General features: G+C 56.1%; 17 protein-coding genes. 10 read left to right on the top strand and 7 right to left on the bottom strand.

Going from position 1 to position 21,045, the window contains the following annotated elements:
- Positions 1-7 precede the first annotated feature (7 nt).
- A complete protein-coding gene (locus tag EXW94_RS05990) occupies positions 8-739 on the bottom strand; it encodes a flagellar brake protein (protein WP_042717465.1) in 732 nt (243 codons plus the stop codon).
- A 207-nt stretch (positions 740-946) separates the two neighbouring features.
- Here EXW94_RS05990 and EXW94_RS05985 point away from each other — a divergent pair, with 207 nt between their 5' ends.
- Positions 947-1,201 (top strand): GlsB/YeaQ/YmgE family stress response membrane protein, encoded by a 255-nt coding sequence (locus EXW94_RS05985; RefSeq protein WP_010432765.1) that lies wholly within the window; start codon positions 947-949, stop codon positions 1,199-1,201.
- A gap of 115 nt (positions 1,202-1,316) precedes the next feature.
- Positions 1,317-3,419 carry a TonB-dependent siderophore receptor gene (locus EXW94_RS05980; protein WP_174339726.1) on the top strand — a complete coding sequence of 701 codons (2,103 nt, stop codon included), beginning with the start codon at positions 1,317-1,319 and terminating at the stop codon, positions 3,417-3,419.
- Positions 3,420-3,499: 80 nt separating this feature from the next.
- Here the strand turns inward: EXW94_RS05980 and EXW94_RS05975 are convergent, their stop codons facing one another.
- On the bottom strand, positions 3,500-5,185 hold the full coding sequence (locus EXW94_RS05975; RefSeq protein ID WP_174339725.1) for an alpha,alpha-trehalase: 1,686 nt from the start codon (positions 5,183-5,185) through the stop codon (positions 3,500-3,502).
- Positions 5,186-5,605: 420 nt separating this feature from the next.
- Between EXW94_RS05975 and EXW94_RS05970 the strand changes: the two genes are divergently transcribed.
- Positions 5,606-6,946: a carbohydrate porin gene (locus EXW94_RS05970; protein ID WP_174339724.1), complete on the top strand. Its 1,341-nt coding sequence runs from the start codon at positions 5,606-5,608 to the stop codon at positions 6,944-6,946.
- An 18-nt stretch (positions 6,947-6,964) separates the two neighbouring features.
- Here the strand turns inward: EXW94_RS05970 and EXW94_RS05965 are convergent, their stop codons facing one another.
- A complete protein-coding gene (locus tag EXW94_RS05965; protein WP_174339723.1) occupies positions 6,965-7,921 on the bottom strand; it encodes an AraC family transcriptional regulator in 957 nt (318 codons plus the stop codon).
- 115 nt (positions 7,922-8,036) lie between these two features.
- Between EXW94_RS05965 and EXW94_RS05960 the strand changes: the two genes are divergently transcribed.
- Complete coding sequence (locus EXW94_RS05960; RefSeq protein ID WP_108417618.1) at positions 8,037-9,224, top strand: MFS transporter; 1,188 nt, start codon at positions 8,037-8,039, stop codon at positions 9,222-9,224.
- 47 nt (positions 9,225-9,271) lie between these two features.
- On the opposite strand, the gene gap is transcribed toward EXW94_RS05960, so the two are convergent.
- A complete protein-coding gene (gap, locus tag EXW94_RS05955) occupies positions 9,272-10,282 on the bottom strand; it encodes a type I glyceraldehyde-3-phosphate dehydrogenase (RefSeq protein WP_126816337.1) in 1,011 nt (336 codons plus the stop codon).
- A 78-nt stretch (positions 10,283-10,360) separates the two neighbouring features.
- Positions 10,361-11,341 carry a GlxA family transcriptional regulator gene (locus EXW94_RS05950; RefSeq protein WP_174339722.1) on the bottom strand — a complete coding sequence of 327 codons (981 nt, stop codon included), beginning with the start codon at positions 11,339-11,341 and terminating at the stop codon, positions 10,361-10,363.
- A 156-nt stretch (positions 11,342-11,497) separates the two neighbouring features.
- Here EXW94_RS05950 and EXW94_RS05945 point away from each other — a divergent pair, with 156 nt between their 5' ends.
- Together EXW94_RS05945 and EXW94_RS05940 are read left to right on the top strand one after the other, a co-directional pair.
- Positions 11,498-12,454, top strand: a complete 957-nt coding sequence (locus tag EXW94_RS05945; RefSeq protein ID WP_174339721.1) for a fatty acid desaturase — start codon at positions 11,498-11,500, stop codon at positions 12,452-12,454.
- Positions 12,447-13,205 (top strand): phosphate/phosphite/phosphonate ABC transporter substrate-binding protein, encoded by a 759-nt coding sequence (locus tag EXW94_RS05940; protein WP_174339720.1) that lies wholly within the window; start codon positions 12,447-12,449, stop codon positions 13,203-13,205. The genes EXW94_RS05945 and EXW94_RS05940 overlap by 8 nt, the downstream gene beginning before the upstream one ends.
- On the opposite strand, the gene EXW94_RS05935 is transcribed toward EXW94_RS05940, so the two are convergent.
- Together EXW94_RS05935 and EXW94_RS05930 are read right to left on the bottom strand one after the other, a co-directional pair.
- Positions 13,184-14,080 (bottom strand): LysR family transcriptional regulator, encoded by an 897-nt coding sequence (locus EXW94_RS05935; RefSeq protein ID WP_174339719.1) that lies wholly within the window; start codon positions 14,078-14,080, stop codon positions 13,184-13,186. The two genes, EXW94_RS05940 and EXW94_RS05935, sit on opposite strands and share 22 nt — an antisense overlap.
- Positions 14,081-14,102: 22 nt before the next feature.
- Positions 14,103-16,391 carry an FdhF/YdeP family oxidoreductase gene (locus EXW94_RS05930; RefSeq protein WP_174339718.1) on the bottom strand — a complete coding sequence of 763 codons (2,289 nt, stop codon included), beginning with the start codon at positions 16,389-16,391 and terminating at the stop codon, positions 14,103-14,105.
- Positions 16,392-17,393: 1,002 nt separating this feature from the next.
- On the opposite strand from EXW94_RS05930, the gene EXW94_RS05925 reads away from it, so the two are divergent.
- The 4 genes from EXW94_RS05925 to EXW94_RS05910 are packed head-to-tail and all read left to right on the top strand — an operon-like array spanning position 17,394 to position 21,044.
- The gene (locus EXW94_RS05925; protein ID WP_010432813.1) at positions 17,394-17,888 is read left to right on the top strand and encodes a hypothetical protein; all 495 of its coding nucleotides are present in this window, start codon (positions 17,394-17,396) and stop codon (positions 17,886-17,888) included.
- A gap of 24 nt (positions 17,889-17,912) precedes the next feature.
- A complete protein-coding gene (gene tssJ / locus EXW94_RS05920; RefSeq protein WP_108417624.1) occupies positions 17,913-18,416 on the top strand; it encodes a type VI secretion system lipoprotein TssJ in 504 nt (167 codons plus the stop codon).
- Positions 18,417-18,444: 28 nt separating this feature from the next.
- The gene (gene tssK / locus EXW94_RS05915) at positions 18,445-19,788 is read left to right on the top strand and encodes a type VI secretion system baseplate subunit TssK (protein ID WP_010432817.1); all 1,344 of its coding nucleotides are present in this window, start codon (positions 18,445-18,447) and stop codon (positions 19,786-19,788) included.
- A 17-nt stretch (positions 19,789-19,805) separates the two neighbouring features.
- Entirely contained in the window at positions 19,806-21,044 is a 1,239-nt protein-coding gene (locus EXW94_RS05910; protein ID WP_089601490.1) for a DotU family type VI secretion system protein, read from the top strand.
- The last annotated feature ends 1 nt before the right edge of the window (position 21,045 follow it).

Here is a 21,045-nt window from a genome sequence, read left to right as displayed (position 1 = left end):
ACGCCCCTCACAAGACTTTATTCGCCCGTTCCCGCGCCTCTCGCTCCAGAGAGAAGATGATGCGCTGAAGTTCGCGCTCTGCGCCCGGCCCCACGTTGAGAAAGCGAAAGCTCAGACGGGGTGTGGAAATGGTCTCGTTCTTGCTGTCCACCACCTTACGCTCGCTGATGGCAATCAGCTGCGCATCGAAATAAAACCGTCCCCAGCCGCCCATATCCAGCTCAATCTGCGTGAATCGCATGCCTTCAACCAGCCCGTCAGGTTTTGGGGTATCCATCAGCGCGCCCATGCCGCCCAACGACAGGTCAAAAAGGCGGAAGCGGATCTCTTTTTTATCCGGCATTTTTGCCCGACAAAAATAAGCGGGATGGAGCGGGGCGCTGATGCGGAAATATTCCCGACGCTGGACAAACCAGAGGTTATCAGGCAGCGGCGAGGTAAAAGCAGGCAGCCCCAGATATTCGCTCAGCTCCAGTCGCGGCAGAATAAATTCCACCTTTGCGCCGTGAGTTTCAGCCATCACCGAGATTTTTTCCGCCCGCTGTGCGGCGCGGTTCTCATGCTCCTGGCTGCCCAGGTCGACGATCAGCCGGTCGGACGACACGTCCAGGATCTTGCTGATAAACTGATTGTTTGACCAACGCATGCGTAGCGGCACTTCACCTTTTTGCAGGTCGCGTAATACCCCTAATACAGCCAGCGGATTTTGTTTCAGGAACTGCTCACTGTAATTACTCACGCCAGATTGCTCCTTGATATTTGACAGACTGTCTCTGCGTTATCGGCAATCTGAAATGAAACTTAATACAAACCGGTGATTTTTTTTTACTGACCGCCGTAATTTAAGTCGGTGAGATGAAAATGATTTTCGGGCGATGACCTATACTTAAGTCACCAGCGCGGAAGGTTTTCCGTGCATGCGTTAAACCTGCAAGAGGGCATCGCTATGGGTATCATCGCCTGGATTATCTTTGGTCTTATTGCCGGCGCTATCGCCAAATTGATCATGCCGGGAAATGATGGTGGCGGCTTTATTCTGACCTGTGTACTCGGTGTGGTCGGGGCGGTTGTCGGCGGCTGGCTGGCAACGATGTTTGGCTTTGGCGGCAGCATCAGCGGTTTCGATCTCCACAGTTTCCTGGTCGCGGTGGTCGGCGCGATCGTTGTACTGGGCATATTCCGGTTACTCCGACGGGCATAACATCTTCACAAGCGGCTCTCACCTGAGGGCCGTTTTTTTTATCCGCGTATTGATTTGCTAATCGAAATGATAATAATTGTCGTTCCCAGTACTATCTATAACAAAGACGACAATTATGAATACCTCACGTTTTGCGTTATGTGCGTTGGCAGGAGCCGTGGCGCTGGCATTGCAGGCACAGGCTTTTGCCGAAGAATCGACTATTGTAGTCACGGGCGCAGAGCAGGGCAGCGCGCTTCCTTCATGGACGAACAGTGCGACCAAATCGGCGGTGGCTGAAAGTAAAACGCCGCAGGTGATCAATACCCTTTCTGAGCAGGAGATAGAAAAGCGTCACGCGAACTCCGTGAATGAAATCCTGCGCTATGCTCCGGGCGTCTCGACCGAGGTGAGGGGCAGTACCTCGTACATGAGCGAATACAAAATCCGCGGGTTTACCGTTGACCAGGAATTCTATAACGGTCTGCAGCTGCCGTATAACGTCACCGGTAACACCAAAGCGCGCATCGATCCGCTGCTGATTGAGAGCGTTGATATTCTGAAAGGTCCCTCTTCAGTGCTGTACGGTGGCGGCTCGCCGGGTGGGCTGGTGAATATTCAAAGTAAGAAGCCGCAAAAAGCCTCCCGTACCGAGGTGGGTTTTAACACCGGCACCCGTAACCTGAAAGAGGGCTACCTCGATTCAACCGGGCAAATCGCTGACAGCGACTGGAACTACCGTCTGCTGGGGAAAGCGACGGAAAATGACGACCAGCCGCACACCACGCGCTACGAAAACTATCTCGTGGCACCGTCAGTGACCTGGCAGCCGGACAGCAAAACGCGTCTCACCATTGATGCGCTGGCGCAAAATACGCCGAGCCTGTCGCCGTCCGACCCGCTGCCGCTCGCCTATCTGCGCTCGAGCTACGCCGATCGCCGGGACTATGCCGGGGACGAGTGGAGCGGATTCAAACAGCGCCAGTGGATGCTGGGCTACAGCTTTGAACATGAGTTTGATAGCGGCTGGGGCTTTAATCAGAAAGCGCGCTATTTCGACGTGGACACCCATCAGCGCAGCGTCTATTCAACCGGGCCTGGGAGCGAGGTCTATCAACTCAATCGCTTTGCTTACACCACGGATGAAGACCTTCAGAGCTTCAACATCGACAACCAGGTCACCAAAACGGTTGCGCTGGGGGATTGGAAACATCATCTGCTGGCCGGGTTTGACTATCAGAAGCTGAACTCGCACTTCCACTACCGATACGCCTCCTCAACGCCGGGTATTGATATGCGCAATCCTGACCACGCGCAGATAGATGAAGGCGCGCTGGGGCTGTATACCGCCCAGAAAAACCGTCTGAGCTATCAGCAGAACGGCTACTACCTGCAGGATCAGGTGGAGTTCGGCGGATTAAACCTGCTGGGCAGCCTGCGCTATGACGATTACCGCTCCGTGACCACGAATTACCTGCAAAACGGCGACAAAGCGTATGTCTCTCAGGATCGGGTCACCAAACGTCTGGGGGCGCTTTACGCCTTCGACAATGGGATTTCGCCTTTCATCAGCTATTCCGAAGGCTTTGCGCCGGTATCCCCACAGGGGACGCTCGTCGCCAAAGACGTCAAGCCAACCACCAGCAAGCAGGTTGAGGGCGGGGTGAAATACCTGCTGGCAGACTACGCCACCACCTTTACCGCATCGGTGTTTAACATTCGCCAGAAAAATGTCGTCACCTCCGATCCCGGCTTCCTCAACTACCGTCAGACCGGGGAAGTGGAATCCAAAGGGGCTGAGCTGTCGGCGGTCAGCCGTCCGACGGATAACCTGACGCTGATTGCGAACTATGCTTACACCCACGCGATCAATACGCAAGATGATAAATACCAGGGCAAGCGTTCAACACAGGTGCCGGAGAATGCCTTTAACCTGTGGGGCGACTACACCTTCGACAGTACGCCGCTGAAAGGGTTAATGCTGGGGGCTGGCGCGCGCTATACCGGGCCGATGGAAATTTCACCGAGTAACGATGCGGGCAAACTTGGGGGCACCACGCAGTACGATCTGGCGGCCTCTTACCGCATGGGCGAAGTCCTGCCGTCTCTGGAAGGGCTGACGGTGAAAGCCAGCGCGCAGAACATCACCAATAAAGAGACGCTGACCTGTTACGACGCAACCAACTGCTGGATTGGGCGTGACCGGACGTTCCAGTTAGGGGCGAGTTACAGCTTCTGATGAGCTTTACCCCTCTCCCTTGAGGGAGAGGGGGAGCACGTGTAGGCCGGGTAAGGCGTAGCCGCCACCCGGCAATACCCTTACTGCGCCGCGCTTTTCGCTGGCGCGGCGTCATCATTCGCCGCAGGCTGATTCTCCGGCACGCTGTCGCACGGTTTCTCTTTCGGACAAACCAGGTCCAGCATCTTGAGCGTCACGCCGTTGCTCCAGCCAAATCCATCCTGCAACGGATATTCACCGCCGCCTCCGCCGGTGCCGGTAGACGAGACGTCATACTTCTCCACCAGCTTCTTCTCGCGGTCGTAGGTGTGCTGAACGTTTTTCAGGAAGCGCCAGGTCACGTCCATCGCCACTTTGTCCTGTCCATAGTTCTGCAATCCTTCCGCTGCGACCCACTGCAGCGGTGCCCAGCCGTTTGGCGCATCCCACTGCTGGCCGCTGTTGACGGTGGTGGTCGTAATGCCGCCCGGCTTCAGCAGGCGTGAAGAGGTCGCTGCAGCCACTTTATCCGCGCGGTCCTGTGCCGCCGCCTTCACGTAAAGCGGGAACAGGGCGGCGGCGGTGAGCTGATTACGCACCTTTTTACTCTTGAGATCGTAATCCGCGTACCAGCCCTCTTTTTCATTCCACAGATGGCTCTCGATGGCCTTCTGGCGCGAAGCGGCCAGTGCCTCATATTTGCTCGCACCGGAGGTATCGCCATCCTCCTGGCTTGCCCGTGCCAGTAGCTTCTCCATCTTGAACATCAGGGCGTTCAGGTCCACCGGCACAATGCTGGTGGTGCGGATGGTGCCAAGCTTTTGCGGATCGTCCATCCAGCGGGAGCTAAAGTCCCAGCCTGACGCGGCTGCCGAGCGCAGATCGCGGTAAATTTCCGTCGCCGGGCGGTTAGGGTTGTTTTTCGCAGTGTTTACATCATCGAGCCAGGATTCAGGACGCGGGGTATCGCGGTCATCCCAGTAGCGGTTGAGGATTGTCCCGTCATCCAGCTTCACCACGCGTTTGTTGGCCTGGCCCGGCTGCAGGCTATCGACGCCCTCCATCCAGTAGGCATACTCTTTCTCCATCTGCGGACGGTATTTTTTCAACGCATCTTTATCATGCGTCGCCAGCAGTTCGACCATCAGGGAGAAGAACGGCGGCTGCGAACGGCTCAGGTAGTAGCTGCGGTTGCCGTTAGGGATGTGGCCGAAGGTGTCAATTTCATAGGCGAAGTTGTCCACCATATCGCTGATTTTGTCCCAGTGGCCGCTTTCGGCCAGGCCCAGCATGGTGAAATAGCTGTCCCAGTAATACACCTCGCGGAAACGCCCGCCGGGCACCACGTAAGGTTTCGGTAGCGGCAGGAGCGAATCCCACTTGTTGCTGGCTTTATCTGTGGTGCGGGTCAGTACAGGCCAGAGATCGTCAATGTGCTCACGCAAACTTTGTCCAGCAGGCGGAACATATTTTTCACCTTCCGCGGGGAGCGTGAAGTTCATCTCGACAAAGTGGCGTAAGTCAAAGCTGGACTGGGCGTGCTGCATCCGATAATCCGCCAGGATCATCAGCGGGTCGCTTTTGGGTACGGCATCAGCAAACGTTTTTTGATCGGGAAACAGTTTGGCACTTTGCACATCATTAAACAGAGGACCCAGCAAAATATCGGGTGAGGTTGTCTGGGTTGTAGGGGGCTGGTCAGCATAAGCGAATGCTGTTACGCCGAGCAGCGCGCCTCCCAGCGCAAGCTGCAAGAATGCAGGGCGTAGTGTACGAGGTCTTATCATGAGTTCGTCTCCTGTCTTCACTAAACAGCGTGACCGCTGTTGTCAATCACCTGAAAACCTTAGACGAATATTGCCCGCTTCGCGTGTTGAATATCCCATTTTTCACATAACCAGAGGATTTACCGCTTCGTCCGGCCCGTCCGATAGGAATGAATTTGTTATGTGAATGGAATTAAAAAAATTATGCCTTTAAATAATCATATATATTTCACATTAAAATATAGGTGTGGTTAATAAAATAAGAGTGTGAAGTGGGTTGTCTTTCTTTTATTAATCGCGAGATGTTTCTTCTATGCCGATCACACAAGTTAAAATTCATAATTAGCTTATCAAAAAACATAATGGCACCTCCGATGGTATTTGGTCGAAATGGCGAGGTTCAATATTTAGGTATTCACTTCTATAATCAGGATGGATTCTATGAAATTAAAGAAAACGGTAATTCTGATGAGCGCATTCTATTCTGGCGCACTTTTTGCTGCACAACCCTCGACAAGCGTGGAAGAAAAACTGGCACAACTAGAAGCGCAAATTCAGGCGCTTAAACAGCAGCAGGCAGCCGCGGCGCAGACTTCGCCTGCCGTGGTTGTACAATCGGAAGAACCGGTGAGCGGGACGGCACCGCCAAAACTGACGCTTTCGGGATATGGTGATATTAAATTTTATGGCGACGTTGAATTTAATATGGATGCCGCCAGTAAAACAGGCAGCCTGACGTCCGTTAAGCAAAGTGCTAATAGCGACTGGGCGCCGGGAGATAAGGAACGTTGGGATATTAATGGACGTATTTTATTAGGCTTTGACGGTTATCGTAAAATGGATAACGGCAATTTTGCTGGTTTCTCCGTTCAGCCTCTCGGCGATCTTGTCGGGAAAATGTATCTCGATGATGCCGTATTCTTCTTTGGCGCTGAGAACGACTGGGAAATTAAGGTCGGGCGCTTCGAGGCCTACGATATGTTCCCGCTCAATCAGGATACCTTTGTGGAATACTCAGGAAATACCGCGGACGATCTCTACAGCGATGGCTACGGCTATATCTATATGCTAAAAGAAGGGCGCGGGCGAACCGACAGCGGGGGCAACTTCCTGATGAGCAAGACGCTGGATAACTGGTATTTTGAGCTGAATACCCTGTTCAAAGACGGCAGCGATTTGTACGTCGACCAACGCTATCACGGCGCAGAGCTTGAGAACGATAAAAATGTGGCCTACGTGCGTCCGGTCATCTCATGGCAAAATGGACCGTTTTCAACTGCGGTGGCCATGGAGAGCAACCTGGTGAACAACGCTTACGGCTATCGTGACGACGCAGGCCGCTGGGTCGATCAGTCAGACCGAACCGGCTACGGATTTACTCTGACCTGGGACGGGCTCAAAACCGATCCGGAAAATGGCGTGGTCATGAACCTCAATACGGCTTACCTGGACGCGACGGGCGAAACCGATTTTACCTCAGGCATTAATGCCTTATGGCATAATTTCGAACTGGGCTATATCTACGCCCATAACGAAATCGACGAGTTTAATACCTCAACGTTTGACGCCGAGTGTGAAAACGACTGCTGGATCACCGACCCGGGCAAGTACGACATTCATACCATCCATACGTCGTACCTGATCCCGAACGTCATGAAGATGAAAAACTTCAACATCTATCTGGGCGCGTATGCATCCTGGGTCAACGCATCACCGAAAGAGGGTGACAATAAAAACGACGACCGCTACGGTGGCCGCGTGCGCTTTAAATACTATTTCTGATGCTAGCCGGTCGGTCAGTCAGACCTCTTCCGGGGTCTGGCTGGCTTCCCGCAGCGTGCCCGGCGCATGTCCAATAATGCGCTTAAAAGCCCGGCTAAATGCCGCCAGAGACCCGTAACCCAGCCGCAGCGCGACCGTTTCGATGGGCTGGTTTTCATGACGGATGTACTGAATAGCCAGCCGCATTCTCAGCTCACTAAGATACTTTGCCGGGGTGGTCCCCGTCGCGGCCAGAAACCGTTCGGCAAACACGGAGCGGGAGGTGCCCGCTTCTTTTGCCAGCTCAGCCACGCTCCAGTTCAGGCCGGGCTGCTGGTGCATGGCATAAATTGCTCTGCTGAGGCGGGGATCGCGCAGCACCTGTACCCAGCCCGTGGCTTTGCCGCATCCGGCTTCGACCCAGCCCCGCACGATTAAGGCCGCAACGACGTCTGCCAGACGCGCCAGGATCCCGGCAAACCCCACCTGTCGGGTCATCGATTCCCGCTCCATGGCCGCCAGCAACGGGTGGATCTCCGGCCAGGTGGACATCAGCCTGCTCACCATCATCACCTCCGGCATGGCCTTGATCAGCGGCTGCATCCCGCCCAGCTCAAAATCCATGCACCCGCTAAAGATGATGGTGTTCTCGCTTTCCGGGCAGGGCTCGCAGGTGATGGCACACACCGAGCTGCAGATGGGCTCGCTGGGAAAGGCATTGATGGGCGTGATGGTTGCCTGCTCATCGGAGAGCAGGGCATGGGAATTACCGCCTGGAATAAACAGGGCGTCCCCGCTATTCAGTTCGAACGTCGCACCGCTTTCCATTCGCAGCAGCGCGCTGCCGTGGCTGACGAAATGGAACTGCGCCTTACCGGGCGCCTGATGGAACGCCACACCAAATGGCGCGCTGGCTTCAATTCGCCGGTATTTCACCCCAGAAAGGCGCATGCCGCGTAAAAGCTCGCTTATCAAATCGGGTGACTGAACGGTCATCGCACAACTCCGGACGAATAATCAATAAGTGGAGATTATATGTCATAGATCGTCCATGGGGAACACTCTATGCTTTTGCGACATTAGTCACATTTTGATAACGGGAGATCAACAGATGAGTTCATGTGTCGCGGCGAGCGAGGCGATAGCGCCTGCAAAACCCGCCTGGCGAGCGGTCTATTCGCTGGGGCTGGGCGTATTTGGTTTGATCACGGCGGAGTTTCTGCCCGCCAGTTTGCTCACGCCAATGGCTGCCAGTCTCGGCGTAACGGAGGGGATGGCCGGGCAGGCCGTCACGGCAACGGCGCTGGTGGCGCTGGTCACCGGTTTGCTGATTACGCCAGCCACCAAAAGTATCGACCGTCGCTGGGTGTTGATGTTCTTTTCGGTGCTGCAAATCATCTCCAGCCTGCTGGTGGCCTTTGCGCCAACCCTGCACGTTTTGCTGATGGGGCGCTTGCTGCTGGGCGTTGCTATCGGGGGATTCTGGGCGATGTCGACCGCTACGGCGATGCGGCTGGTACCTGCCGATAAGGTGCCGAAAGCGCTGGCGGTGATTTTCTCCAGCGTGTCCATTGCAACAGTTGTCGCGGCGCCGCTGGGAAGTTATCTGGGCAGCCTGATTGGCTGGCGTAACGTCTTTGTTCTCTGCATAGTGCCGAGCGTGGCGGCTCTGCTGTGGCAGGTCTGGGTCCTGCCGTCGATGAAGCCGGAGAGCAGCGGCAGCCTGGGAACCCTGTTCCGGGTGCTGCGTCGTCCGGGGATGATCGGCGGGATGCTGGCAACCATTCTGATTTTCAGCGGCCATTTTGCTTTCTTTACCTATCTGCGCCCGTTCCTGGAGACCGTCGGTCAGGCAAGCGTAGAGACGATTTCGCTGATCCTGCTTGGCTTTGGTATCGCCAACTTTATCGGCACCTCCATTGCCGGACATCTGCTGGCACGAAATCTGCGCCTGACGCTGGCGCTGGTGCCGTTCGCCATGGGCGTACTGGCGCTGATGATGGTCGCGTTTGGTCATCTGGCGATGCTGGATGGGTTACTGGTTGCGCTTTGGGGCTTTGCCTTTGGCCTGGTACCGGTGGGCTGGTCAACCTGGCTGGCAACCACCGTCCCTGATGAAGCCGAAAGTGCAGGCGGTTTGCTGGTAGCCTCTATTCAGCTGGCAATAAGCGCAGGCGCGGCGGGTGGCGGGGCGGTATTCGACCTCAACGGTGCCAGCGGCGTATTTGCGGGCAGCGGTTTCCTGCTGGTGACGGCAATGGTGATTGTGTTTATGGGTGTAAAAGTAAAAGCGGAGTGAATTATTTGCCGGGTTAGCGCAAGCGCCACCCGGCATCAAGGTAAGGCTTACAGCCCTTTCTTATCCATCAGCACCGCCAGATCCACCAGGCGGTTTGAGAATCCCCACTCGTTGTCATACCACGCCAGAATTTTGACCATGTTGCCGCCAATCACCAGCGTCGACAGCCCGTCGATAATTGAGGAGCGCGGGTCGCCCTGGTAATCGCTGGAGACCAGCGGTTCATCGCTATAGCCCAGGATCCCTTTCAGGGGGCCGCTAGCCGCGGCCTGACGGAACGCGTCATTCACCTCGTCGGCGGTCACGTTACGGCTAAGCGTTACCGTCAAATCCACAATTGACACCACAGGAACCGGCACACGCAGAGAATACCCGGTCAGCTTACCGTCCAGAGAAGGGATCACTTTCCCCAACGCCTTCGCCGCGCCGCTGGAGTAAGGCACAATCGAGAGGGCCGCCGCACGTGCACCGCGCAGATCTTTCTCCGGCTGGTCGTGCAGCGCCTGGCTGTTGGTATAAGCATGCGTGGTGTTCATCAGGCCGTGCTCAATACCAAACTGCTGATGCAGCACCTGCGCTGCCGGAGCCAGTCCGTTAGTGGTGCAGCTCCCGTTACTCACGACGGCGTGCAGGGTCGGATCGTACAGCTCGTGGTTTACACCCATCACCACCGTCAGGTCATCGTTTTTACCCGGTGCAGAGATGATGACGCGCTTAGCGCCGCCGTGGGTGATATGCACTGCCGCTTTTTCCCGTTCGGTAAAGAAACCAGTGGCTTCAATCACCACGTCCACCCCGACGTCGCGCCACGGGATGTTTGCCGGATCGCGTTCGCTGAAGACGGTGAGCCGCTGCCCGTCCACCTGTAACGCGCCGTCAGCCGCCTCAACGGGTACCTGCAGCGTGCCGAGCAGGGAATCATATTTGAGCAGATGGGCGAGGGTCTGGCTGTCCGTCAGATCGTTAATGGCCACAATCTGAAGATCCGGGTTACCCAGCGCCGCGCGCAGGAAATTACGTCCGATACGGCCGAAACCGTTAATACCGACCTTAACCATGATGCACTCCTTATCTCTGTTGTCTGGAGTCACTGTAGGCGTCAGGCTGAATGGCGTAAATGACAAAAAAGGATCACATTACGCCATCTTGCGGCAGTGGAAACGCTGGCGATATTCCGTTGGGGTGAGATGAAGCTGTTTCTCGAAAACACGACGCAGGTTGATGCTGGTGCCAAACCCGCTTTGCTCAGCAATCAGCTCCAGCGGATCGCTGGTTTGCTCAAGAAGCTGCCGGGCGGCGGCAAGACGCGCTTCCGTCACGTAGCGGGCCGGAGGGACCCCTGCATCCCGCGTGAATACGCGGGTGAAATTACGGGGACTCATCGCCGCTCTTTCCGCCAGGCGCTCAACGCAGAGATCGGCGGTCAGGTTTTGCAGGATCCAGCTTTGCAGTTCGCTAATCGGCCCCTGGGTACCGGACTGCTGCAAATTATAACGGCTAAACTGCAGCTGCCCGCCCGGACGGCGTAGGTACATCACCATATCCTGCGCCACGTCGCGAGCGAGAGAGAAACCGTAATCGTCTTCAACCAGCGCCAGCGTCAGGTCGAAACCGGAACTGACCCCGCCGGAGGTCCAGATGGGCCCATCCTGAACGTAGATCGGGCCGCCTTCCACCCTGATGGCCGGATAAGCGGCCTGCATTGTCTCCAGCAGACGCCAGTGTGTGGTTGCCCGCCGTCCGTCAAGCAAACCGCTCTGCGCAAGCAGCATCGCGCCGCCGCAGATGGAGGCAATACGCCGCGCATGGGGCGCAGCGAGATGCAGCCAGTCCACCACGGCGGTGCTCTCCAGTTCATTCATGCCGCGGCCGGTAATGATGATGGTATCGAGTGGTTCACGCGGGTCCAGTTCAGGCAGACGATAATCTGCCAGCAGGTTTAATCCGGATTGACCGTGGATCACCTGATGGGGCTGCGTGGTGGCGATGATGATGCGGTAACACGGGCGAGACAGACCTTCCGGGTGCAGTCGGTTGGCCTGCATCAGAATGTCGGCGATACCGGCGGCTTCAAACAGCATGCCGCCGTCGGGAACAATAATCAGGATTTTTTTCATGTCCTGAAAAGTAGCTTTATTACAAAATAAGTCAACAGGTAGAGAGCGCATAAACGCCATTTCTGGCAAAGCAAAGCGATTTAAGTTCTTTGTTATTTCAGCCGTTTTCACGGATCGTCAGGACACAGAATGACAGGCGGAACGGCATCGGAAGGAATGAGTCACTATTTACACCCGCAACAGCGAGAACATATTCACCGGCTTGCCACACGGTTTCTGTGGCGAAGCGAGCTTCCCACCTGGCTGTTAATTATCGCTATCTATACCGGCTGGTTTACCACCCTGGCGTACTGGCACACGATCGGTTTACTGCCTGCCACGGTGCTGCTGATCTGGTTTACCGCGTGGTATATGTCGCTTCAGCATGAGCTGATCCACGGCCATCCGACACGCTTTCCCCGGTTAAATCAGCTTTTCGGTACGCTGCCGCTGGCGGTCTGGTATCCCTATGGCCTGTACCGCGACTCGCATCTGGCCCATCACCGCAACGATCATCTCACGGTACCGGTGGACGATCCGGAATCCTACTATTTTACCGAACAGACCTGGGCGCGTTTTACGCCCTGGCAGAAGCGCATTATTCATGTGCGTAATACTTTTCTGGGGCGGCTGTTACTGGCTCCGCTGCTGGATATCGTTCAGACGCTGGGAAGTGCCGTGGCGGCGTTTCGCCAGCTGCACATGGGGGCGATGTTGATGTGGCTGGTGCATGGCGTGCTGTTGGCAGGGCTGTTTGTCTGGATGCGCCATGTTGGTTTTTCACCGGTCTGGTTTGTGCTGACGGTGAGCTATCCCGCGCTGGCGCTCACCAAAGTGCGCTCTTTCCTCGAGCACCGCGCTGCAGACGATCCTCTCGCGCGATCGGTAATCAACGAAGCCGGGATCTTCTGGCAGGTGTTGTTCCTGAATCTCAACTACCATTCAGTGCATCACGATCTGCCAGGCGTGCCCTGGTATGGTCTGAAGGCGCTCTACCAGCAAAACCGGGCGGTGTATCAGCAGCGGAATCACGGTTTTGTGGTCAAGGGATACGGCCAATGGCTGCGACAGTTTTGGGATAAGGCCGTGGATGTCACGGTTCATCCGGGGATAAAGCGAGAAGAGCATGAGTAACCTGCTGGCGTTTCCGATGTATGCCGTCAATCGGGCCGATAACGACGCGCTGTGGCGAGCTGTGCACGCTTTGCTGCTGGCACGCGGTGTGCCGGTGGGCGATCTTGTGCCGGGCATCCCGGAAGAGGACTTACTGACGCACTGGCAGCAGCCTGGACTCATCCTGAGCCAGACCTGCGGTTATCCGCTGGTCACACAGTTGCCGGATGTGCAGGTCGTCGGCTGTTTTCATTATGCGGCGCCGGGCTGCGAAGGGATCGCTTACCGCAGCCTGCTGGTGGTGCGGGAAGAAGATAAACACCTGCGCGTTGACGATTTCCGTGGGCGGCGGGTGGTGTGTAATGCGCCGGATTCCCAGTCCGGCTACAACACGCTGCGAAGACGAGTGGCACCTGATACGGTCAATGACTATTTTTCACGGGTGATTTTCAGCGGCAGCCATCGCCAGTCGCTGATTGATGTTAAAGGCGGGGTGGGGGATATTGCGGCCATCGACTGCGTAACCTGGGCACTGTTGCAGCGCCATGAGCCGGAACGGCTCGCGGGGCTGGCGGTCGTTGACCGTACCCCTCTCACGCCAGGACTGCCGCTGATCGCCTCGCAAAACACCTCGCCTGAAACCCTTAACGCCATTCGCGATGCGCTCCGCGCGCTGGTGAGTTCACCGGAACATCGGGAGAGTTGCGACGCGGTGCTGATCGGCGGCTTTAGCGTGGTGACGCGCCAGGCCTACGCTTCATTGACTGCGTGATAAATTTCCCGCGCGTCGGTAAAACAGCGTAGCGCCAGCGAGGAGACGGGTTTCTGCCTGCGCATAATCAGGCCGACAGGCGCCTCAATGTTCGCGTCGGCGATGGGGACAATCCTGAAATTGTTGTTCAGTGCCTCCAGCCCGTTGTTCAGCGGCATCACGGCACAGCACACGCCGCTCTGAACGGCCTGAATGATCTGGAACGTCGAGTCGCTCTCGAAAACGGACGTCGGTTCGATGCCGGCCGCGTTAAAGCTGGCCTCCATATGCGCCCGGTAGTGCATCCCTTTGGTCAGGAACCCCAGCGGAAATTCCGTCAGGTCGTGCCAGGTTAGCGTTGCCTGGCCGAGCTGGAAATGGCGGACGTCATGCAGCAGGCCCATCTTCGTGGTTGGCAGCTGAATAATGTCAAACAGGCCGGTGTCGATGCTGTTGAGGTAGCAAATTCCCAGCTCAAGCTGGTTGCGGCTGACCCCGTCGGCAATCTGCGCTGAGGACATGGAATAGAGGCTGAAGGTCAGCTCCGGGTATTTTTGCGTCAGCAGGCGAATAAAGATCATCGGATCCACGCTCGCCAGCGGTACCATCCCAAGCCGTAATTCACCCACCACCTGGCCTTTGCACAGCGCGGCTTCCGCCTGCAGCCCGTCGTGCGCGGCCAGCAGCGCGCGGGCCCATGCGAGGATGCGTTCACCCTCAGGCGTAAACCCTTCAAAGCGCTGCCCGCGCGCAATCAGCACCAGCCCCAGCTCCTCTTCCAGGCTGCGGATGCGCATGGAGAGGGTCGGCTGGGTGATGTTGCACTGCGAGGCCGCTTTACCAAAGTGGCGGGTCTCGTCGAGTGCGATTAAGTATTTTAACTGTTTAATATCCATCGTTTTCTCTGCGCGAACGACCTTACAGCATGCGGATCTCTTTTGAGCGCAGGGTGATGCGAACCGGAACGGATTTATAAGACGGCGTCCCGCTGTCCTTGTCGAGATAATCGAGCGGCACCAGCACGTTAGCCTCCGGGTAATAGGCCCCGACGGAACCCGGGGCGATGCTGTACGCCACCACGGTAATGTCCTCCAGGCGCTGAACGCTGCCGGGCAGGGCAGTTTCGATATCCACGCGGTCGCCGTGTTCCAGCCCTGAGTGTGCCATATCGTCTTCGTTCATAAACAGCACGTCGCGGCGGCCAAAGACCCCACGGTAGCGGTCGTCCAGGGCATAAATGGTCGTGTTGTACTGATCGTGGCTGCGCAGCGTAATCAGACGCAGCACATGCTCGCCTTCACCGCTGGCGTTCTCATGAACCCCCTCGAACACCGAGAACATTGCTTTGCCCGTCGCGGTCGGCCAGATACGCTGCGTTGGCGGCAGCGGCATGCGGAAGCCGCCGGGAACGCGGATCCGCGCGTTATAGCTCTCGAACCCAGGAATGGTCTGCTCAATCAGATCGCGGATACGGTCATAATCCTCAACCAGCGCCATCCAGTCCACGTGGGTTTCCGGTAGTGTGGCTTTCGCCAGGCCCGCCACGATGGCGGGTTCCGAACGCAGCAACGGCGAGGCGGGTTTAAGCTTGCCGGACGAGGCGTGCACCATCGACATGGAATCTTCAACGGTAATGGACTGACGGCCGGTGGCCTGAATATCCAGTTCGGTGCGGCCGAGACAGGGGAAAATAAAGGTCTCTTTGCCCACCAGCAGATGGGTACGGTTCAGCTTGGTGCCAACGTGCACGCTCAACTCCAGGTTACCCATCGCCGGAAAGCCCCGTTCATGATCGGGCATCGCAACCGCAAAATTGCCGCCGAGGCAGATAAGCGCCTTCGCACGACCGTCAATCATCGCCTGCGTGGCCTGCACCGCATCGTGTCCGTGGTGAGACGGCGGCTCAAAGCCGAATACGTCCTTCAGACGGTTCAGGAAGGCCGGTGTGGGTTTCTCGCTAATCCCGACGGTCCGGTTACCCTGCACGTTTGAGTGGCCGCGCAGAGGGCAGATACCCGCGCCGGGCTTACCGATGTTCCCGCGCAGCAGCAGCACGTCGGCGATCAGGCGGACGTTCGCCGTGCCTTTATTGTGCTGGGTAATACCCATCCCGTAGGTAATGATGGTGGCATTTGATTTCGCATAGGCCTCGGCCACCTTCTTAAGCGCCGCCTGGCTCAGGCCCGACTCGCGCTCAATGTCGTCCCAGCGGGTTTGCGCGATATCGGCGCTGAAGTCCTCAATGCCCTGCGTGTGTTCGGCAATAAAGGCGCGATCCAGCACGTCACCGCGTTCGGCCTCCATCTCCAGAAGGTGTTTAGCAATCCCTTTCAGCGCGGCGGCATCGCCCCCGGCTTTCACCTGGAAATAGGTCGAGGCGATATCCGTGGAGCTGTAGGTCGCCATTTCAATCACGCTCTGCGGGTCCGCAAAACGTTCGAGGGCGCGCTCGCGCAGCGGGTTAAAGACGATAATCGGCACGTTGCGACGTGCCAGCTCATGAAGGGTGCCCATCATTCGCGGATGGTTGGTGCCAGGGTTATGGCCGATGGAGATCACCAGTTCGGTCTTATCGAAGTCGTCCAGTGAGACGGTGCCTTTCCCGATCCCGATAGATCGCGGCAAGCCGACGCTGGTGGCCTCGTGGCACATATTCGAGCAGTCAGGAAAGTTATTGGTGCCGTATTCGCGGGCAAAGAGCTGGAACAGGTATGCCGCTTCGTTAGAGGCGCGCCCGGAGGTGTAGAACTCGACCTGGTCCGGTTCGAGCCCGCGCAGGACTTCGCCGATGCGCTGAAACGCCTCGTCCCAGTCGACAGGGCGGAAGGTATCGCTTGCCCGGTCATAGCGCAGGGGATGCGTCAGGCGACCGTAGCCTTCCAGCTCAAAGTCCGATTTTGCCAGCAGCGAAGCGACGCTGTTTTCCGCCAGAAACGCGGGGGTAACGCGTTTGCTGGTGGCTTCCCAGGTCACCGCCTTCGCGCCATTCTCGCAGAACTGGAACGTCGATTTATGTTCCTTATCAGGCCACGCGCAGCCAGGGCAGTCAAAACCGTCCGGCTGGTTGGTGCGCAGCAGCGTCGCGGGAGCGTCCAGGGTATCCATTTGGGTACGTACCGCGATGGCCGTCGCTTTTAACGCGCCCCAGCCTCCGGCGGGGCCGTCATAGTGCCTGATACCGGGAACTGCGCGTCTTTTCGTGTTCATACCCACTCCTGATTTGTTCGGTCACACAACATCTGACCCATAAAAGCACTGCAGAGGACAATAAGCGTAAGCAATGACGACCGTTTGGCTGCGCGCATGCGGTAGAGAAAATTGCTGCTTATTGAATTCTTTTTATTACAGTGGTTTATATGGTGTGATGTTTAAAGATTTAAAGAAATTATAACGAATTTTTATCATTTTAATAATAAATCTTATCTATCACTCGGTAGGTGAGATAGATGGTGGTGAACAGGCAAGGATGTAGCAACAGTAAAACTTCGAATGAAGCGCCTGAGCGGGAGCAATAGACAATGTTCACAGCTGGCGGGTAATCGCGTGCATTTTTCGGTGGCGATAATGGCAGGAAGGTTAACTCTGGCTTAATGATTATTGGATATAATTTATGCCTTAAAGGGAAATTATCATAGCGTGAAATATAAAGTTATTTTGAGCCGTGAAATTAACGCCGGGCGGCATCAGTGAAATAGGCCCATTCTGAGCGTAAAGTACGTGCAATATTAAAGATACCCTGTTAATGCAACAAATAATTCATCGGCGATATGTTCTTTTGACATCACCAATACGCGAATTCTACTAATTATGGTAGTGGCGATAATAGCGACATTGCGTTAATGAAAGTGGTTCTCTTTTGTGTTTTTGTTATGTAAAACAAAAGGTTGTATGGGTTTGAGATGAATAAATAAAAGGGGGGAGGCCATGTATAATTTTTTATTAAGATTAATCCTATAATCTATCGTCTGCTTCATTTACCAACAGTTACGTAACGGTAAATATTGAATTGATGCGAAGCTCATGTAAACTTGTTTACCGTTTGTCAAAATATGTCAGGAAGACGCTGGGCCTTATTCTGAAGGGCTCGTGCGGTAGCTATGCCTTTAAAATAGTAACGCCCCGAAAATATCCTGACTATTTTAACAATAGCACCTAAGTCAAACTTCATCTCCTTATCTCCATCATCGAAATATCGCTACGGAAAAGCATATGAAAATGCGCGTACTGTTTTCACTTCTGTTTGTAATGGCGGTGGCGGGCTGTAAAGCGCCGCAGAAACCTGTGATCACTGACGATACCATCGTGACCAGTCAGGTTAACGGCGTCACCTTAACTCACCGTCATGTTGTGCTGCCCCCGGCAGAGTTCACCCAGGTGAATGAGCCTTATCGCGCCATGTACCCCGCATCCCTGATGAGCCGTCCGGACTACGGCGGAAAAGTGATCCGCACGCTCGAGACCGGCAAAACCTACGTGGTGCTGGGTCAGGTTGAACACTTCTGGATGGCGCTTGCCGACGAAGGGAACGAACAGCTGATTGGTTACGTCCCAATGCGCGCCGTCATCAAGGCCGACCAGTACGAAGCCACCGTGCGTAAACAGGCGATCCGTCCAAAAGCGCGTAAGAAAGCAACCTGTGTTGACGTCGATGGCAACAGCAAAGCCTGCAAAGACAGCGCAAACGGCACCTGGATCCTGAACTAAACGGGTTTCAAGAGCGTATTTTTTATGAATACAAAAACGTTTCATCAGCTCGGGTTAGCATTTTTTGCGGTGATTTTCACCCTGTTGAGTGGTTGTACGTCGTCTTCACACAGCGACCCCTCCCGCTACAATCTGCAGTTTCAGGCTCACCCCCAAATCAATGATTCTGCGCCATTAAAGGTCAGAGTGTTGCTGCTGAAATCAGATGCGGATTTCATGTCCAGCGACTTCTATTCCCTGCAGAACAACGCGTCGGCCACGCTTGGCGCGAATCTGCTTAACAGCGATGTGTTCTTCCTGATGCCGGGCCAGCTTTCGAAAACCCTGAGTGGACAAAGCTCGCCCGAGGCACGCTATATCGGCGTGATGGCGGAATATCAGACGCTGGATGGGAAAAAATGGCGCGTCTCAATCCCATTGCCTGTTCCCGGCGAAAACCATTTCTACCAGTTCTGGAAAGGGTCCGCAGATGAACTCATCGCCAACGTCTTCCTGGACGTGAACGGAATCCGGGTCATCAGCCAGTAACGCGCTTCATAACAGGAAACACATCATCATGACGAAAGCAGAAAAGGTCGTCTGGACCGAAGGCATGTTCCTGCGTCCACACCATTTTCAGCGGACAGAAAGTTACCTGCTGAACCACATTCGTGAATGGGGTGCGCTGCAGCGATCGTATCTGTGGGGCTTTCTCGACGTTGAGCTGGACGACGCGATGCTCCGCCAGGGCTGCATTGCACTGAGCTACTGCAGCGGGTTACTGCCTGACGGCACGTTTTTCCAGGTGCGCAACGGCCGCAACGGCCCGGTGCCGCTGAAGATCCCTGACAATCTTACCAATGAGAAGGTGGTGCTTGCGCTGCCGGTTCGCCGCGGCGAACGCGAAGAGGTGATTTTCAGTGAAGAGCAGGCCTCGCTGGCGCGTTACCTCGCTTTTGAACAGGACGTCGAAGACGATAATGCCATGTCAGTGGGCGATGCCACGGTACAGTTTGGCCGCCTGCGTTTAACCCTGATGCTGGAAAAAGATCTCACGGCAGAGTGGACCGCTATCGGCGTGGCCTTTGTGAGCGAAAAACGCAACGACAACCACGTGCGGCTGGATAACAGCTACATTCCGCCGATGCTGAATGCCAACAACAGCCCGCAGATCTACAGCATGATTAACGATCTGCATGGGCTACTGGTCCAGCGCAGCCAGCAGATTGGCGGACGTCTGCGCCAGCCAGGCCGCTTTAATACCTCCGAACTGATTGAGTTCACGCTGCTTTCGCTGGTCAACCGCCATCTTGGTGAGATTTCACATTTAAAAACCCTGCCGCTGATCCACCCGGAAACGCTGTGGCGCAGCTGGCTGCCGTTTGCGACGGAACTTGCCACCTGGACCTCTCAACGCACAGCGGAGAGCGTGCTCCCGGTGTATGACCATGACGATCTGGCGGTCTGCTTCAGCAAGCTGATGCTGATGCTGCGTCAGGGGCTGTCGCTGGTGATGGAAGATCACGCCATCCAGCTGCCGCTCAACGAGCGTTCCCATGGTCTTAACATCGCTACCGTGCCGGAAACCAGCATGGTGCGCGAGTTCGGCTTCGTGCTGGCGGTGAAAGCCAACGTGCCGGGCGAACACCTGCAAACCCATTTCCCGGCCCAGATGAAGGTGGCACCGGTCTCGAAAATCCGCGATCTGGTTCAGCTGCAGCTGCCGGGCATTATGCTGCGCGCCATGCCGGTCGCCCCGCCGCAAATACCGTGGCACGCAGGCTACAGCTATTTCGAGCTGGAGAAGGGCAGTGAGCTGTGGCACGAGATGGATAAGTCCGGTGCGTTCGCTCTGCATCTCGCAGGGGAGTTTCCGGGTCTCGATATGGAGTTTTGGGCCATCCGTAGCCCGACAGAATAATAAAGCGAGCACTAAATATGCAGGAACGACAGGATACCGGCAGTGATGCTGTGTTTACCGGAGCCAGTGGCAATAATCAGCTGGTGGCGGCTGCCAACCCGCTGCTCAACGCCATTCCACAAATCCGTCATTCGGTTTCTCATGACGATCAGGTGGCGTTGCGCCAGCGTCTGATCGACGAAATTCGCCGTTTCGAAGTGCGATGCCAGCAGGCTGGGTTGCCGTATGAAGTGATCGTCGGCGCCCGCTATTGTCTGTGTACGGCGCTGGATGAAGCCGCCGCGCTCACCCCCTGGGGCAGCAGCGGCGTCTGGTCCAGCAGTGGCCTTCTGGTTACATTTCATAACGAAACCTGGGGCGGTGAAAAATTTTTCCAGCTGCTGGCGCGCCTTTCTCAGAACCCGCGTGAACATATCCTGCTGCTGGAGATGATCAACTACTGCCTGTTGCTCGGTTTCGAGGGCCGCTATCGGGTGCTGGATAATGGCCGCACCCAGCTGGAAACCATCAAACAGCGACTGTGGCAGATGATCCGCAGCGTGCGCGGCAGCTACGCGCCGCCGCTCTCGGTACACCCTGAAGATCGTCCTGTACTGCGCAAGCTGTGGCGTCCGATGGTCCCCCTCTGGGCCTGCGTGGCGCTGGTCGGGTTTATCGCCTGTCTGTTTTATATCGTGCTTAACTGGCGTCTGGGCGATAACACCAGCCCGGTGCTGGCGAAGATTTATCAGTCTCAGCTGCCGGAAACCTCCATTCAGCAGCCCGCTCGCCAGCTGCCTGCGGTACTGAACCTGCGCGGCTTCCTGAAGCCTGAAATCGATGCCGGTCTGGTGGCGGTGAAGGATGAAGCGGATCGCAGCGTGGTGATCCTGAAAGGGGACGGCCTGTTCGCCTCGGCCTCGACGGTGGTGCGTGACCGCTATGAGCCGGTCATCAACCGCATTGCGCAGGCGATGAATAACGTCAGCGGTAAAATTCTGGTGGTGGGCTACAGCGACAACGTGCCGATCCGCAGCGCGCGCTTTGCCTCCAACTATGAACTCTCTCTCGAACGCGCCCGGTCGGTGCAAAAACAGCTGCAGGGAAGCCTCTCGCAGCCTGAACGCGTGAAGGCGGAAGGGCGGGGCGAAATTAACCCGGTGGCACCAAACACGACGCCTGAAAACCGCGCCCGTAACCGCCGTGTGGAAATTACTCTGCTGGTGTCGCCTGAAAATACGCAGGCTGAGCTGAACGGATTGCCGCAAGGAAACTAAG

The sequence above is a fragment of the Enterobacter sp. JMULE2 genome (genome assembly GCF_013337145.1).
GTDB lineage: Bacteria > Pseudomonadota > Gammaproteobacteria > Enterobacterales > Enterobacteriaceae > Enterobacter > Enterobacter mori.
Note: the sequence above shows the minus strand (reverse complement) of the source record. Positions and strands in the feature narration are given on the sequence as shown.